The 17,016-nt window shown below is 20.0% G+C and carries 17 protein-coding genes and 1 tRNA gene; 7 read left to right on the top strand and 11 right to left on the bottom strand.

What is annotated here, in order from left to right:
- Both VAMP_RS02170 and VAMP_RS02165 read left to right on the top strand, forming a co-directional pair.
- The coding region (locus VAMP_RS02170) for an N-glycosylase/DNA lyase (RefSeq protein ID WP_213348758.1) at positions 1-767 on the top strand (767 nt) is incomplete at its 5' end.
- Between the two features lie 187 nt (positions 768-954).
- Positions 955-1,986 (top strand): tRNA dihydrouridine synthase, encoded by a 1,032-nt coding sequence (locus tag VAMP_RS02165; protein WP_213348756.1) that lies wholly within the window; start codon positions 955-957, stop codon positions 1,984-1,986.
- A gap of 166 nt (positions 1,987-2,152) precedes the next feature.
- Here the strand turns inward: VAMP_RS02165 and VAMP_RS02160 are convergent.
- Positions 2,153-2,226 (bottom strand) — tRNA-Cys (locus VAMP_RS02160).
- A gap of 219 nt (positions 2,227-2,445) precedes the next feature.
- Here VAMP_RS02160 and VAMP_RS02155 point away from each other — a divergent pair.
- The 5 genes from VAMP_RS02155 (at position 2,446) to VAMP_RS02135 (ending at position 7,955) form a co-directional block, all read left to right on the top strand.
- The gene (locus VAMP_RS02155; protein ID WP_213348754.1) at positions 2,446-2,697 is read left to right on the top strand and encodes a hypothetical protein; all 252 of its coding nucleotides are present in this window, start codon (positions 2,446-2,448) and stop codon (positions 2,695-2,697) included.
- A 10-nt stretch (positions 2,698-2,707) separates the two neighbouring features.
- Positions 2,708-4,048, top strand: a complete 1,341-nt coding sequence (locus VAMP_RS02150) for a FecR domain-containing protein (protein ID WP_213348751.1) — start codon at positions 2,708-2,710, stop codon at positions 4,046-4,048.
- 34 nt (positions 4,049-4,082) lie between these two features.
- Positions 4,083-6,944, top strand: coding sequence for an adenylate/guanylate cyclase domain-containing protein (locus VAMP_RS02145; protein ID WP_213348749.1), 2,862 nt, complete (start codon positions 4,083-4,085; stop codon positions 6,942-6,944).
- Between the two features lie 89 nt (positions 6,945-7,033).
- The gene (locus tag VAMP_RS02140) at positions 7,034-7,378 is read left to right on the top strand and encodes a hypothetical protein (protein ID WP_213348747.1); all 345 of its coding nucleotides are present in this window, start codon (positions 7,034-7,036) and stop codon (positions 7,376-7,378) included.
- A 22-nt stretch (positions 7,379-7,400) separates the two neighbouring features.
- Entirely contained in the window at positions 7,401-7,955 is a 555-nt protein-coding gene (locus VAMP_RS02135) for a hypothetical protein (RefSeq protein ID WP_213348745.1), read from the top strand.
- Here the strand turns inward: VAMP_RS02135 and VAMP_RS02130 are convergent.
- The 10 genes from VAMP_RS02130 to VAMP_RS02085 form a co-directional block, all read right to left on the bottom strand.
- The gene (locus VAMP_RS02130; protein ID WP_213348743.1) at positions 7,952-8,869 is read right to left on the bottom strand and encodes a cell division FtsX domain-containing protein; all 918 of its coding nucleotides are present in this window, start codon (positions 8,867-8,869) and stop codon (positions 7,952-7,954) included. The genes VAMP_RS02135 and VAMP_RS02130 overlap by 4 nt on opposite strands.
- A 25-nt stretch (positions 8,870-8,894) precedes the next feature.
- Positions 8,895-9,497 (bottom strand): hypothetical protein, encoded by a 603-nt coding sequence (locus VAMP_RS02125; RefSeq protein ID WP_213348741.1) that lies wholly within the window; start codon positions 9,495-9,497, stop codon positions 8,895-8,897.
- Between the two features lie 297 nt (positions 9,498-9,794).
- On the bottom strand, positions 9,795-9,986 hold the full coding sequence (locus tag VAMP_RS02120) for a hypothetical protein (protein ID WP_213348739.1): 192 nt from the start codon (positions 9,984-9,986) through the stop codon (positions 9,795-9,797).
- A gap of 34 nt (positions 9,987-10,020) precedes the next feature.
- Complete coding sequence (locus tag VAMP_RS02115; protein WP_213348737.1) at positions 10,021-10,839, bottom strand: hypothetical protein; 819 nt, start codon at positions 10,837-10,839, stop codon at positions 10,021-10,023.
- 88 nt (positions 10,840-10,927) lie between these two features.
- Positions 10,928-11,779 carry a hypothetical protein gene (locus VAMP_RS02110; protein ID WP_213348735.1) on the bottom strand — a complete coding sequence of 284 codons (852 nt, stop codon included), beginning with the start codon at positions 11,777-11,779 and terminating at the stop codon, positions 10,928-10,930.
- Between the two features lie 73 nt (positions 11,780-11,852).
- Positions 11,853-14,303, bottom strand: coding sequence for a tyrosine/phenylalanine carboxypeptidase domain-containing protein (locus VAMP_RS02105; protein WP_213348733.1), 2,451 nt, complete (start codon positions 14,301-14,303; stop codon positions 11,853-11,855).
- Between the two features lie 28 nt (positions 14,304-14,331).
- Positions 14,332-14,889, bottom strand: a complete 558-nt coding sequence (gene ruvA / locus VAMP_RS02100) for a Holliday junction branch migration protein RuvA (protein ID WP_213348731.1) — start codon at positions 14,887-14,889, stop codon at positions 14,332-14,334.
- Between the two features lie 25 nt (positions 14,890-14,914).
- Entirely contained in the window at positions 14,915-15,337 is a 423-nt protein-coding gene (locus tag VAMP_RS02095) for a dUTP diphosphatase (protein WP_213348729.1), read from the bottom strand.
- A gap of 16 nt (positions 15,338-15,353) precedes the next feature.
- Complete coding sequence (gene dcd / locus VAMP_RS02090; protein ID WP_213348727.1) at positions 15,354-15,926, bottom strand: dCTP deaminase; 573 nt, start codon at positions 15,924-15,926, stop codon at positions 15,354-15,356.
- A gap of 216 nt (positions 15,927-16,142) precedes the next feature.
- Positions 16,143-16,997: an FKBP-type peptidyl-prolyl cis-trans isomerase gene (locus VAMP_RS02085; RefSeq protein WP_213348725.1), complete on the bottom strand. Its 855-nt coding sequence runs from the start codon at positions 16,995-16,997 to the stop codon at positions 16,143-16,145.
- Positions 16,998-17,016 lie beyond the last annotated feature (19 nt).

Here is a 17,016-nt window from a genome sequence, read left to right as displayed (position 1 = left end):
ATTATTGTGAGTACATAAGAATATTTTTTATAAATTACATATTTTTAATTATGTTGCAAAAATATTTGGAAAATTATAATATAAATTATATACTTGATTTGGAAGAGAAAAAGGATTTACAATATATTAATATAAAAAAATCTTGGATAAAAATAAATGAATACAAAAATGTTTCTGATAATGATAAATTTTTTTTCATAAAAATAATTATTTATAATTCTTTGATCTCTTATCAATTGAGTTGAACTTGAGAAAAACGATGGCAAGAGTTTGCTGAATTTCTTTACCAAAATTTTGATAAACTTTTGAAAAATATAGAATTGTACAAAACTTTTTTGATAAACAGTAAAAATAACCGTAGATTGATAAATATGAAAATAAAAAGATTAAAAAAAATAGATAAATTTTTTGAAGAAGTTGATAATTTAAATTCCTTAATAAATTATTATCAAAATATGACTAGTTTAAATACAAAACTTGCTTATTGTATGAAACAAAAAAAGACTGCAAAAACAATAGTTTTTAGTATTAAAATGTTTGCTTATTCATGTAGAATAGTTTTTGACAAAATAGAAAGATTTCCTTTTGATATTTGTATACCTCTAGATAGTAGAATTAAAAAAATATATGAAATAAATACTTGAAATAAAAATTATAAAGAAAGCGAAATAATAAAATATTTTGATGATATATCAAAAAAAATTAAAATAGCTCCATTGCATATAGATTCTTTGTTATGGGTTGATTATTGGAAAAATGAAATTTAATAAAAAAAACAATATTATTAATTATATGATTAACAAATTTGAACTTAAATTAATGTATACAAAAAAATCAAGATGAAAGTTTAAAAAAATAATTTTTATTTATATTTTTTGAATTTAAAAAGTTGATTTATAAAATATTTTTATTATATTTGCTTATAAATAAATTTATCATAATTAATATATAAAAATGTATATAGCTCTTGCTCCTATGGATTGAATAACAGACTGTGCATATAGAACTATCAGTCAAAAAATTTTTAATAAACACAATACAAAAGATGAATTATTATTATGTACAGAATTTATGAGTGCAGATTGATATTTTCATAATCCAAAATGAGTTTTTCATCATATAATAAAAAGCAATTTAGAAAAAAATATAACTGTACAAATTTTTGGATGAAACAAAAAAAATTTAATTTTTACAGCAAAAGAATTAAATGATAAATATAATTTTAATGCAATTGAGTTAAATATTGGTTGTCCTTCACCCAAAATTATGGCTTGTTGATGATGAGTTGAAATGTTAAAAAATAAAAAAGAAACTTTACAAACAATAAAAGAAATATCTGAATCTATTTCTACTCCTTTTAGTATCAAAACTAGATTATGAATAAAAAAAGAAGATATACAAGAACAATTAGAGTTTATAAAAGAAGCATCAAAATATTGTCATTTAATATGAATTCATTGAAGAACATTTAAACAATGACATTCATGAAATGTTGATCGAGACTTTATAAATCAAGCAAAAAAAATTGTAAATAAAAATTGCAAAATTATTTGAAATTGATGAATAATTTCTTATGAAGATTGAATTACAAAATGCAAAAATCTAGATTGAGCAATGATATGACAAGCTAGTATTTGAAATCCTTGGATATTGACTCCCCTATCAAAACCTGATTTAAATGAATTAAAAGAGACTATAATTGAACATTTAGAATTATCTTTTGCTATTGAAGTTTTTAATAAATATACTTGGGATGAAAAAAATAATATTTGTCAAGAATTTAATATAAATGATAAAGAAAAATATATAAATATTTGATTAAATACAAAAGATAAATACAGAAGTCCTGTAGAATTTAGAAAACATCTATTTTCTTATATCAAATGATTAAATAAATCAAAAGATTTAAAAATTAATATTATAAAATATAATGATTTTATCAGTGTAAAAAATGAAATAAATAATTATTTCAATAATATATTATAATTTAAAAGAAACTAGTATATAAAATGTAAAATTAGTATTAGAAATATTAGATAGAATTTATGAAAGAAAAAAACATAAAAAATGAATATTAAATTATTGTAATAAAAAAATAAATAGTCAAATTAAGACTATTTTTTAAAATTTTTTGATTTCAAATTTAAAAAAAAGGCACCGACCGGATTCGAACCGGTGAGCCAAGGCTTTGCAGGCCCGTGCAATAGACCACTCTGCCACAGTGCCACTTTACTATATATAAGAAAATAAAAATAAAATTCAAGTAAAAATTGATTTTTTTCTGTAATATTAATCAAAAAATGAGCTAAATTTATTTATATATTATAGAAGAATTAAAATTTTCTTAAAAAAAATTTATCATACATAATATATTTATTTTCTTGCAAAAATAAATTAAAAATATATTATTGTATTAATAATTTTTTTATATATTATTATTTTGTAATGTGAGATTATATTATTTATTGTCCAAATAAACCAAGAGAAATAAAAAGATTTATAAATTTGTTATTGAAACAAAATATAGTAAAAAACATAAAAAGAATAAACTATGTTAAATCTTTTACTAAAAACAGTAAATGAGAAATACAAAAAGATGAAGAAAAAATATTAATAATAAATTGATGTGATGATATAGAAAAAGTTGTCAATATTTCAAAATGAATAATTTGAGAATGAGTTTATTTATTAAAATAATTAAATTATAATGAATAAGTATTTATATATGTTTTGAACTTTTATATTTTTTTTGTTGTTTTTGAAATTTTTTTTATGAATATGAAATATATTCTTATGATTTTTATGAATATCTTGAATTATTGTATATCTTTTGTCTCATATAAAAGCAACATATGCATTTATTATGTCTGTATTTATAGTAATAATTAATTTTGTAGCTTTGACATTTGCAATAATTCCTGTATACGATGAAGAGGTTGATGTTAGTAGTTTTTATGCAAATCAATCAAATTATATTAATTTTAATATTAATGATGATTTATCAATTTTGGAAAAAAATAATGCTAGAATTATAATAAAAAGTTCTTGAGAAAGAATAAAAACATATAATTTATTTGATGAAAATATTTGAAATATAGATATAAAAGAAGATTATATAATAACATTTGCAAGTCTTACAAAAGATATAGAATCTGATGTAGTTATAAATCTCCGAGATGGTACTATCATAAGAATATTTCCTCAAACTACTATTAAATTTCAAGATTTAATAAAAGAAAATAAAAATTTATTAAATTCAAAAACAAGTATAAATATAGAAAATTGAAAAATATGGTTTAGTTTAGTTAGAACTATTTTATCTGATGATTGATTTAATATTAATACTTCAAATTGAACTTTGGTAATAAGATGAACATCTTGATATGTAGAACACGATTTGCAATCTTGAACTAGCACTGTTTTTAGTTTTAATCATTTGATAGAATTTGTAAATAATGAATGAGAAAAATTTTTGATTAATAAAAAAGAATGATTACAAATTATTAAGAATTCTATTGAAAATATAGATATAAATAAGTTTATAGAAATTAAATGACAAGAAACTTATAAAAAAATAAATAGATTTTTTCAAAAAGATTCTGATATAATAAATAATTATAAAAATAAAATAATAAATTATGTGAAAAATAATTATTCATGAACTTTGGAAATGAAATGAATTCTTGCTTCAATTTCATCTACTAAATTATTTTTAATGAAATATTTTGATGAAGAATATGAAAATAATTATAAAAATTTACAAAAATATAATGCAATAGTATGAAATTCTGAAATTGAATGATATATGAAATATTTGGATGATGCGATAATAGTTCCTGTTAATGAAAATTTTAATAAAATTAAATTAAATTTATTAGATTTACTTTCTCAAGATAATATGGAAATTGCAAAAAGTTATGTAATAAATAAATATAATAAAGCATTAGATCTAGGGGAAAATATTAATATTTCTGATATAGAAGATTTTATAAAATGAAATATAGATCTTAATAAAATATTTGATATTATCAAATATAATGATTATTAAATTATTTAATTTAAATTTAAAATAAAAAATTAAAATGTTTAATTTAAAAAAAATTAATAGAAAATATTGATTTTATATATCACAGATTTTTATATTTATATTTTCTATATTTTTTATCTGAAGAGCTTTTTTGGATACTATAAATATTAACATATATTCTTGATTGATTTCAATTAGAAATACTGTTATATCTGATATAAATAATTCTTTTTTTGAAAATAAAAATAAAATAACTATTGTTTGAATAGATCAAGAATTTTTCAATAAAGAAAATATTTCATTTCAATGATTGCATAGATGATATTATGCCAAAGCTATTGAAAATATTCTTTATTATGAACCATATGTATTATGAGTAGATGTTTTATTTGAAAAAAAATATAAATTTTCTGGAGAAGATGAAAGATCTAAAATGCTTACTGAAATTTATAGTTCATATGATGAAGAATTAATAGAAAATTTATCTGATAAAATTATTTTGGGTGCTACATATAATGATTCTTCATGAGAATTTGTAAAACCTGATGATTCTTTATTATCAAATTGAGCCGATATATGACATGTTCATAGTAAAATATTTAAAAGTTATGATTTATGAATTTATTCAAGGAAATTTGAAAAGAATAATGATTCTTATCTGGATTCATTTCCTGCAAAAATTTATCAAAATTATGAATATAATAAATTAAATTCTATTTTATCTCAATGAGAAGCTGTAAAAAATGAAATAAAATCTACAAATGATTTTTATTCTATATGAAATATTAATATTCCAAAAGTGAATATGAAATGAGAAGATTTTCTGTTTACTCCAATTTATGAACTTAATCATAATAATTTTAATTATTTATCGTTGTATGATGTGTATCATAATAAAGAAAATTTATCAGAATATTTTAAAGATAAAATAGTTATTATATGAGCAGTTGATCCAGCTTTGCAAGATATAAAACCTAGTATAATATGACAAATAGCAGGAGTTGTGTTTCACTCAAATCAAATTTTATCATTTTTAAATAAAGATTTTATCTATATATTTAATTCAAAAGAAATACAAATAATTGTGTTTTTTATATTACTTATTAATACTTTAATATTTTTTGTATTTAAATTTAATTGATCTCAAAAATTTATATTTTTCTTAATGATATCTGAAATAATACTTTTTTTTATTTTAACAATTATTTTTTCTATATTATGATTTTATAATAATTGATTTTCTATATTTTTACCTTTATGATCTATATATTTTGTAATATTTATTCAATTATCTTTCACTTCTATGTATTATATTACAGAAATTAATTTTATCAAAAATAATTTCAAAAAATTATTTTGATTATATGTTTGAAAAAATGTTTCTGAATCTGGTGATTGATATAGTAAAGTTTGAGAAAAAAAAGTAAAAAAAAGTAAAATTTCTATGTATTTTTCGGATATAGAATGATTTACTAATATTTCAGAAAAACTTAATCCAGAGCAAAATATGGCTTTTTTGAATATATATTTGGAAAAAATGAGTGAGAATATTTCTATAAATAAATGATTTATAGATAAATATATATGAGATGCAGTAATGGCTTTTTGGGAAAATGATGATAAATCATATTTAGCAGTTAAATCTGCTGTTTTAAATATAATTAGTATCAAAGAAATAAATGCTTTAGTAAAAGAACAAATTAATGTAGATATTAATCTTAATACTAGAATATGATTGCATTATGGAGAAGCAGTAATTTGAGATTTATGATCTGATAAATATAAACTTAATTATACTATTATATGAGATAATGTAAATCTTGCTGCTAGATTAGAATCAATAAATAAATTTTATGGAACAAATATTTGTGCTTCATGAGAATTAATTGATAATATAAAAAATAAATCTGATTTTATTTATAGAAAATTGGATATTATACAAGTTAAGTGAAAAGAAAAATCTGTAATATTTATTCAATTATCTTTCACTTCTATGTATTATATTACAGAAATTAATTTTATCAAAAATAATTTCAAAAAATTATTTTGATTATATGTTTGAAAAAATGTTTCTGAATCTGGTGATTGATATAGTAAAGTTTGAGAAAAAAAAGTAAAAAAAAGTAAAATTTCTATGTATTTTTCGGATATAGAATGATTTACTAATATTTCAGAAAAACTTAATCCAGAGCAAAATATGGCTTTTTTGAATATATATTTGGAAAAAATGAGTGAGAATATTTCTATAAATAAATGATTTATAGATAAATATATATGAGATGCAGTAATGGCTTTTTGGGAAAATGATGATAAATCATATTTAGCAGTTAAATCTGCTGTTTTAAATATAATTAGTATCAAAGAAATAAATGCTTTAGTAAAAGAACAAATTAATGTAGATATTAATCTTAATACTAGAATATGATTGCATTATGGAGAAGCAGTAATTTGAGATTTATGATCTGATAAATATAAACTTAATTATACTATTATATGAGATAATGTAAATCTTGCTGCTAGATTAGAATCAATAAATAAATTTTATGGAACAAATATTTGTGCTTCATGAGAATTAATTGATAATATAAAAAATAAATCTGATTTTATTTATAGAAAATTGGATATTATACAAGTTAAGTGAAAAGAAAAATCTGTAATATTATATGAAATATTTCCTAAATTTAATTCTCTTATTTCAAGTACAGAAAAAGAAGAATTAAATAATTTTATATTTTATTTTGAAACTTGATTAGAATTATATATCAAATGAGATTTTGATAATGCTTTATCAAATTTTAAAAATGCTAAACAAATTAAAAATGATAAATCTTGCGAAATATTTATTGAAAGATGTGAAATTTTATTAAAAAATACTCCAGATAATTGGAATTGAGTTTGGAAACATACTAGTAAATAATATAAAAATTAATAATACAGTCTTGAAAAATTTAAATAAATTATTATTATATAAATAATTATTTTTAATAAAATTAAAAATTAATATTAATGGAAGATAAAATATTATTAACTAGTTGAATAGAAGCGGATGCTGATTGTTTGACAAATTGACAATGTTGAATGCAAACTTATGGTGTATTGTGAATAAGAAATTCAGAGAATGCTAATGTATCGAATTTTGTGCAAGATATATTTTTGTGAGCAACTATGTTTGTATGAGTAGTAGTTACTATTTCATTTGTAATTTCTGGATTTATGTTAGTAAGTTCAGCAGGTAATGAAAGTTTGGCTGAAAAAGGTAAAAGTTGACTTAAATATTCAATTATATGACTTTTGTTAGTAGTATTTAGTTATAGTATTGTAAGAATAGTACAAACAATTTCTGCATGATAATTTATCATAATAAAATATAAGTATGTTAATAAATATATCAAATAGTAAAATATATATCAAAAATGAAGAAAAAAAAATATATTTGGAAAATAAAGATATTGAAAGAACTTTCACAAAAGAAATTGTAAAAGTATTTAAAGAGAAAAAAATAAAAAAATGTTTTATCATAAATTGACCTTGATCTTTTACCGGATTAAGAACTTGTTCATTATCATTAAATACAATTAATTTATTGCAAAATTATGAAATAGATTTTTTTACTATCTCCAAAATAGATTTATATAAAATATTTTTTAATAAATGATTATTACCAAAAGAAATATTTATTTTTATATGACAAAGAAAAAAATGTTGGAAATACAATTTGGAAAATGATAAATATGAATATTTTTTTATAGAAGATATTTGAGAAAAAGAAAAAATGAATTATGATGAAAATTTTACTATGGATATTGATATTAAAAATTATTCAATAAATTTTATATTAAATAATATTGGTACAAAAATAGAAATTAATAACTTTTCAAAAGAAAAAATTATTAAAGCAAATTATATGATAAAAGCGAATACAAATTAAATTTTCTTTATCAATCTATTTAAGAAAAAATTGGAAATCAAAATACTAAAGAACAAAACTATAACAAATTGTATAGATATTATATATATAATGTCTTCATAATATGCACTTATATATTCAATAAAAGAAAATGTAAATAAATTATACAAATATGTATCCAAATAATTTGCCAAAAAATACATATATCACATCATAAATACTTTTCAAAACAATAAAATAAAAAACATTTTAATAAAAAAAGGAAATTTTATTTGAAAATATTGGGCTCATAGAAGTTTGGCTACTTCAATTTGATTATAAAATGTATAAAAACTTGATTTAATAACATACATTAAAAAAGTAATAATAATTATCAAAAGCACTGATATTAAAAAATATGAAAAAATCACAATGAAATTGGTAAGATTAATAATATTTGCTATTCTTTCTTTTTGATCATCAAAACTTTGTCATTGAATAACATCTTCTATATTTATTATTATTTCTTCATAAGATGCAACCGTATTTTTCATAAATTCATATTCTTCATTATTTTCAAAAAGTACATACAATGTAGGAGGTAATGGATTCTCTATTCAATAAGTTTCAAAAGTAGCTATTATTTCTGGTATTTTATTTTCAATTAAACCTAATGCATCAGATTTTGAATAATATTCAACATTAAGTCAACCAGATTCAAGTTCTGAACTTAAATTAACTATTTTTGAGGAAATATAATCACTATTTTCATCAATATCTTGAATATAAAAATAAACTCATAATTTATTTTTCACATCAGAACCAAAATTTTCAATTCCAAAAGATGTTGCAAAAAGTGTATTTAAGAAAAACAGTAAAAAACTAATAAGAATAGCTATTCATATAAATTGAAAAAAAGATGCCTTAATTAAATAAAGGAAATTTTTAGTTATCATTTTTTAAATTTTTATTATTATATATTTAAATTACACTTAAATATTCAAAAAATAAATCAATTTTTTCGTCATAAAAACTAAGATCTTTTTCAAAAGAATTCAAATTATTACGATAATTTTTATAATATTGTATATAATAATTTACATTATTATATTCATGTTCCAATAAATATATTTCTACTAAATTATAAATCACTTCTGCATCAAGTCAACTTGATGATTTAAATGAAGATTCCAAAAAATCTATTCATTTTTGTTTATTTCATCTCCAATATTCACATAAACCATAACATCTTAAAATTTCAGGATTTTCATCTTCCGAATTTATTAATGCTTCTTGTAAATATTTTTTTGCAACAGACCAATTTGTTTTTTCCATTTCAAATACTCATTTTACATATAATCACATAGGATCAGTATTTTTTTTCACAAGTATATAATCAATTGGTTTGGATGCAGATTCAATATCTCATTTTAGATATAAAATATCAGCAACTTCAAGTAATGCATCTTTATTGTCTGGATCAACACATAAAATTCAATTTACTTTTTTTAGTGCTAAATTATATTCTCAATTTGCTTTTAAATCCTGTATCTCATCAAAAAAAGAAGACTCTATATAAGACATTTTTTTAATAATTATTATTTAAATTAAGTTAATATAATAATAAATATAAAATTATTTTTTGCAAATAAATTAGTATATTTTTGATTTAAAATCAAATTAGTATATTACAATTTAATAAAAAAATGATATAATATTTTAATTAGATTTATTACTAATTAAAACTGATAATATTATTTATAATCTCATTTTTATAAACTTATGAGAAAACAAAAAAATATTCGTGTAATACACGAATTTATAATTCTAACAAAAAAATAATAATTTTAAAAAAGATATAATAATATATTAAATTAAAAATTACCATGAAACTTTTCTAGATCAAGTTATATTATCTGGAATATTTTGTTCAATATTATGTGATGATGTTCATCATTCTTGAGAATCTAATTTTCAATTATTTCAAGAATTATTTTGAAAACTAAAAATTAAATACAAAACTGTAATACTAAATATTATAATAAATAGAATAATTAAAATATATTTATACATTTGTATATTAAATTAGAATTAAATTAATAAATACTTAATTATCTCTTGATGAAATAAAATCATCTCATACATCTCTTCCCAAATTTCCCGTTTTTTTTTCTTTAGTTTTTATTACTAATTCTTGTTTTTCTTTAATTCTTTGTCTCTCCAAAACTAAACTATCTTCCAAGCTTTCAAATACTCTATAAAAAGTATTATTATTTATGTTTTTTATACTTATATCATTTTCTCATATATATTTATTATAATATATTTTCATAGCTTCCAAACTTTGTCATCAAAATTTTCAATCTTCTAGTATTTTTATATACCCCATCTGTCATAAATATTCGTTCATTTTAGATTGAAAATATTTTACTCATTCTTTTATTCATTTATTTGGTATATATTTATCTATATAAGATTCTATTCTATCTCTATTTATTCTTACAGTTTCACTATTATATCATAAATTAGTTTCTATTTTTTTATTTAATTTTTTACTTGATATTTCCGTTATTTCTTCATCATCATTTGAAATATTAATTAAATCATAAAAAACTTGTCTTATTATACTAATACTTACTTGTCTTTCATCAATTAATTTTTCTCATCACATATATTTATTATGATAAATTCTTACAGCTTCCAAACTTTGTCATCAAAATTTTCAATCTACTGATATATTTTTATATCATTTTAAACTTAATTTATTATTTAACTTCTGCTGAAAATCTTTTATTCATTCGTTTTTATTTATTTTATTATTTTCAAATATTTCCTCCAACAAATTTCTTAACATTCATACATACATATTATTATATAACAAATTACTTTCTATTTTTTTATTTCATCATATATTTTCTATACTCATTTAATTTCATTATTTTTTAAATACAAACTCAATATATCATATAGTATATTTAATTATACAAAAAATACAATAATATTTTTACAAAAAATTAAATTTTATTTTGTAATTCCCATTCCAATATTTTTATAAACAATGTAATAACTCAATCTCTAGTAGATTCAAAATTAGAATTTAAATTTGCATTTGCATAATAAGATGTAGTAGGACTATTTCAAGTTACAAGCCCACTATATAATACTGACAATAATTTAATACTTCTCATATCAAAATTATTATAATTAACTTGTAATACTTCATGTCAATATATATCTTTTAATTTAGGATTATTTGAAAAATGATTCATTTTATGTTCAGCAAAATCTATAAATTCATGAATTTTTGTTATAAATTCATCAGAACTTATCTCTCAAGGTTTATGATAATGAGATGTTATTTGAAAAGGTCAAAATCAATTTGCTGGATTAGCTTTACGACATGAGCTTTCTCTATACCAAATAGAAATAATTAAAGCGGTAGGAAAATCTCTTTCTTTAGCAACTTTATCTACTATATCATAATTTTCCAAACATAATTGTGGTATATATCAGGCAGTTAATATTTCTTGTCCATGTGTTTCAATAAATGATTTTTTAAATTCATATCATAAAAATTTATTATTATATTCTCTATTTTCTATTTCACTTTGTATAACTTGTATTCGTGTCATTATTAAATAAGTAATTTTATTATTATCACTAAATTTTTCAGAAATTATATCAATTTTTTCTCTTATTTCATTTAATTTTGATAAATCTTTATTTATTATATTATTTTTGATAATATCAACACTATTTCTTACTTTCAATTCCCGTTCCAAATCTGGTTGATAAGTATATCAAAAATTATATGTTAAAAACATAAAAATCACTAAATAAAAAATATATTTTAATCACAAATTCATAATAATTTAATTATTAATTTAAATTTAATTTCTATACACAAATACAACATAAAAGATTAAAAAGAATTATATTTTACAAAACTTTATCAATATCTTCAATTTTAATTTTTCAAAATTTAAATTCATCAAAATTTCATCAATTTTTTATTCGCTCATCCACTTTCATATATCAATCTAAATATATTTTATCTTTTGTATATACAGCTCATCTATCAACAAATCAAGTATTTTGAATTCATTTTTTTAACCTTAAAGCAGTTTTGAAAGCTCATTCCAAACTTCTATACTGAATTCATCTTATAATATCAACTAATCTAGAAAATCAATAATATCAAGATATAAAAGATAAATAATATTTTTGATATATAGCTTTTTTTTCATATCATTCTGGCAAATAATTAAAACTATTATATACTGCAAATCATTCTTCATCTTTTATATAATATCATGTTCAAGATTTTAATATTTCCCAACCTGTTTTTTTTCAATTTAAAAATCTAATTAAATGAACATCAATTTCATGAGCCAAAGTAGCCAATAATTCTTTTTCTCTAAAAGAAGAATAAGAAGATATTCTTATTTCTGGATATTTTCATTTAATAACTGCCATTCTACTAAGTCACATACTTGTATTTATTTTTACTCAAGAAATACCTTTATCATAAAGATATTTTTTAATAATTTTTTTAACTTGAGAAAAAGTTAATTTTTCTCATAAAAGATTCATATCTTGTACAGGTTCCATAAATATTTTTTCTTTTGATTGTTCAACTAATTTTTTATCAAAATTACCAAATAATTTTTCATTATATTCCAAAATATATCAATATTTCTGTAATTTATATGCTTTTATTAAATATAATCTATCAAGTAATTCATCTATTTTTTCATTAAATAATTCAGAAAAATTACTTTTGAGACCGAAATTATTAGAAAAATACTTATCTTTCATTCATAATAATTCAGTTTCCAAAGAATTAATAGTATTTTCATCCAAAAAATTATAAGAAAATTTAGGGTTATAATTTCAATTCCAAGTAACAAAATTATCTAATTCATCTAAATAATTTGTAGGAGTTAATATTTTAGTAAAATTTAATTTTCTTGAAATTTTTGCTATATTTTGATCTATAATGTGCAAAGTTTCTATTTCTTCATCATCAATATTACTAGAACTTACAATATTTATATCAGTTTCTATTTTGTGTATAGGTTTAATATAGAATTCACTTATAGAACCTTGTCATAGAATAATTTCATTTTCTTCCATTTTATCATTTACTTCAAATATCAAATTTTTTAATCTAATTTCATTTTCAGGTATATCCAAAATTACATCTCATGATTTATAAGAATCAATTTTATTATAAAGCTTTTTTGAAATATAATTTTTTTCTTTTTTAATATCAACCATAATAGTAATTTTAACAAAATTATCTTGTATTCATTCAAAAATTAAATTTCATTTTTGAGAAAGATATAATATTTTGGACATATTAATCAAGTTATTTTTGGAAGAATTAAAAATACTTTTGGAAATTTCTACTCATTTTTGAGGATCATTTACATGTATATCAGAAATTTTTTCCAACCTATTTCTAAGTTTTAAAACACTTGCACTCTGTACTTCAAGTCATGCTCTTGCATTTATTTCCAACAATTTAGGACCATCATCAGTAACTACCCAATCCAAAGCAAGATATCAAAGATTTACAAAATACTGAATTTCTGAACTATACATAAGTATATCATTCCAAAAAGGAACTTTTTTATTATATATATCTGCATATTCTCATGGAAAAGATTTAGTAAAAATTTCTTTTTTGAAATACATTGATTTAACTTTTCAAGATCAAACTTCTACTCACAAACCTACTCATCATTGAGCAATATTTGCTTTACCACCTGATTCTGCTGTAGGAACTCTAATCATTGCTGCAACTGGAATTAGATTAAAAACTATCACTCTAATATCTGCCAATCAATGTCTACAATATTTTCTAAAATTTATTCAAGGATTTAATTTTTCTTCAACCAAAATTTTATCTTGTCCAAAAGTTATAGAATATCTACCATCCAAAATATCTACTAAATATCTTCTTAAAACATCATCACTAATTATTTCTCATCATGTTTTATAATGATAATCAAATTTACTTTTTAAATCAAATCACAAAAATGATTTTAAAAAATTATTTTTTTTACTTACTATATTTTCTCAAGAATTTTTTAGTTGATTTTTTAATTCATCTATATATTTCACAATATAAATTCATTTTCATTTACTTCATTTATTAGGTTTTACAACAAAATTTTTGGAAGGCATTTTAGCAAAATCAAAATCATATAACTGACTACGATTAGAAATTATTCAATAAGTTTGAGGAACTGGTATTCATCTTTCCTTCAAAAAATTTTTCGTTTTTTGTTTATTATCTGCTAAACGAGTTACTTTTTTTGGATTAAATTTTTTAATATATTGTAAATTTCTAGAATTGATTCATAAAATTCAAGAATTAAACATAAATTTGTTTGTAAATTATAAATTATAACTAATTATTGTAATTTTCAAATATCCATTTTATTATTTTTTCCATATTTTGTTTTTCCAAAACAATATCACATTTTTCCAATAATTTTTTTATATTATTTGAATCAAATCAATAAGGTTTTAATGTCTTTATTATATCATTCAAAAAATCATTATCAATATTAAGTTTTGCTATATCAGATTTTTTGATTTTATTTTTTAATTCCAAAACTAATCTTTTTGCTGTTTTTGGACCAATTCAAGGCAATTTTTGAAAATATTTTATGTCAAAATCTTGTATAGCTTTATTTACATCTTTTTTGTCAAGCATAGACAAAAAATAAGCAGTTTTTGCTCATATTCAAGAAATTTTAATAACAGTTTCAAAAAAATCTTTTTGCTCTATTTCATCAAAAGCAAAATATGTAATATTACCAGTATTTGAATCTATTATAGGATTTACAAAAAAATTTCATTCAGTTTTATCTCAATGATAATTTGCTTGTATTCAAAAAAAATCATTATAAATAATTTGTTTATTACCAATAGAAAAAACTTTTCATATAATATAATGCAACATTTACAAAAAAAATTAATAATAAATTTTACCCTGTACTACCAAATCAACCTCTATTTTCTCAATTCATTTTATCTACAATTACAAATTCTGCCTTTTCTATTTTTACAAATACTCACTGTCATATTCTAGTTCATTTTGGAACAAATTGTTTTTTTTCTGTAATATTTATATATGGAAATTTAATAGTATCCTCATCTCAACAATAATCTTGATCTATAATTCACACAGAATTTACTTGCATAAGACCAAATTTTTTAAAAGTAGAACTTCTAGGTTGTAATTGCAACATATATCATTTTGGAGTTTGAATAACTGTTCAAGTTTCTATTAATTTAAATTCTTTAGCTTCAAAAGAAATATCTTCACTAGAATAAAAATCAAATCAAACTGCTCATTTAGTTTTATATTCCAAAACTTGGGAATTTACTGTTTTAATATTTACTTTCATAAATTTATTTAATTGATTAAAAATCAGTTTCAATAGAAAAAATACTTGTTTGTACTTGATCTTGATTCATATATTTACTAGATTTTCTTTGTCAATAAGGAATTTCTGCTTTAGTTTTTAGAACTTCAAAAGCAAATTGACCAACTTTCATTCAAGGATAAAGTTTGATAGGTATTTCACTTATATTTTTAATTTCCAAAGTAATAGTTCATTGAAATCAAGGATCAATAAATCAAGCAGTGCTATGAATCATTAAACCTAATCTTCATAAAGAACTTCTTCATTCACATCTTGCAACTAAATAATCAGGAATTGATATTTTTTCTTTAGTAACTCATAAAATAAATTGTCATGGATGTATTATAAAAGATTCTCAATCTTGAACAAAAAAAGTTCTTATAGCTTCAACTGGTATATTTTTTTTAAGATCAACTATAGATAATTGAGTTCTATCATAATATTTAATAGTATTTCACAATCTAAAATCTATACTTGCAGGTCATATTTGTTCTTCAACATTATAATCACTTTCTATTATTAAATCTCATTTTTCCAATAATTTTTTTATATCAAAATCCGAGAGTATCATAATATTTTATGTATTAAAAATAAAATAATTAATATCATTATATTAATAATATTTCTTTTTTCAATACAATGTTGTTTATTTTGTGCCAACAATATTAAAATATTTATAACAAAATAAATTTCTACAAATAAGAAACTATAAATATTTTGTTTTAATTTAAATAATAAAAAAGATTCCTAATAAAATATAGGAATCATTTTTGTATTTATAGCACAATTAATTAGCTATTCCTTCAACAGTTATTTCAAAATCTAAATTTTTACCTGCAAGAAAATGATTAAAATCAACAACTACCATTTCTTCTTCATCCTTAACTTCTACTATTAATCATGGTGGCATATTAGGTCAAAAATTTAATGTCTCACCTTCTACAGGTTCTATACCAGCATTTTCAAATTCTGCTTTAGGAATACTGTCAATCAAAGATTCATCATATTCACCATAAGCTTGATCTGGAGTTAATGATATTTCTTTTGTTTCATTTAATTCCATACCAACCACTGCACTATCAAATCAAGGTATCATCTGACCAGCTCATACTTTAAATTCCATTGGTCCATATGTTCTAGCTTCATTATACATATCATTTTCTTTAGCAATATCTTCAAAACTAGTATCAAAAACTTCTCCAGTATCAGTATAAGATCAAATATAATTTACTCTTACTGTATTTCATTCTTTAACAACAGAATTATCATTATTCTGTCATTCCTCTTCAGTACTTACTTCATCTTGTCTTTCCTCTTCAGTACTTACTTCATCTTGTCATTCTTCTTCAGTACTTACTTCATTTTGTCATTCTTCTTCAGTACTTACTTCATCTTGTCATTCTTCTTCAGTACTTACTTCATCTTGTCATTCTTCTTCAGTACTTACTTCATCTTGTCATTCTTCTTCAGTACTTACTTCATCTTGTCATTCTTCTTCAGTACTTACTTCATCTTGTCATTCTTCATAAGCATCCATAATATCTTCAATACTCTCATCATTCTCATTATCTTGAATATCTTCTACACAACCTGAAAAAACCGGAATAAGTCAAAGTACTAGTAATAACAACAATTTTCTCATACAAATTTTTTAAAATATA

The organism is Candidatus Vampirococcus lugosii, from assembly GCF_018420025.1.
Lineage (GTDB): Bacteria > Patescibacteriota > Gracilibacteria > Absconditabacterales > Absconditicoccaceae > Vampirococcus > Vampirococcus lugosii.
This window is presented reverse-complemented; position numbering and strand designations above follow the sequence as displayed.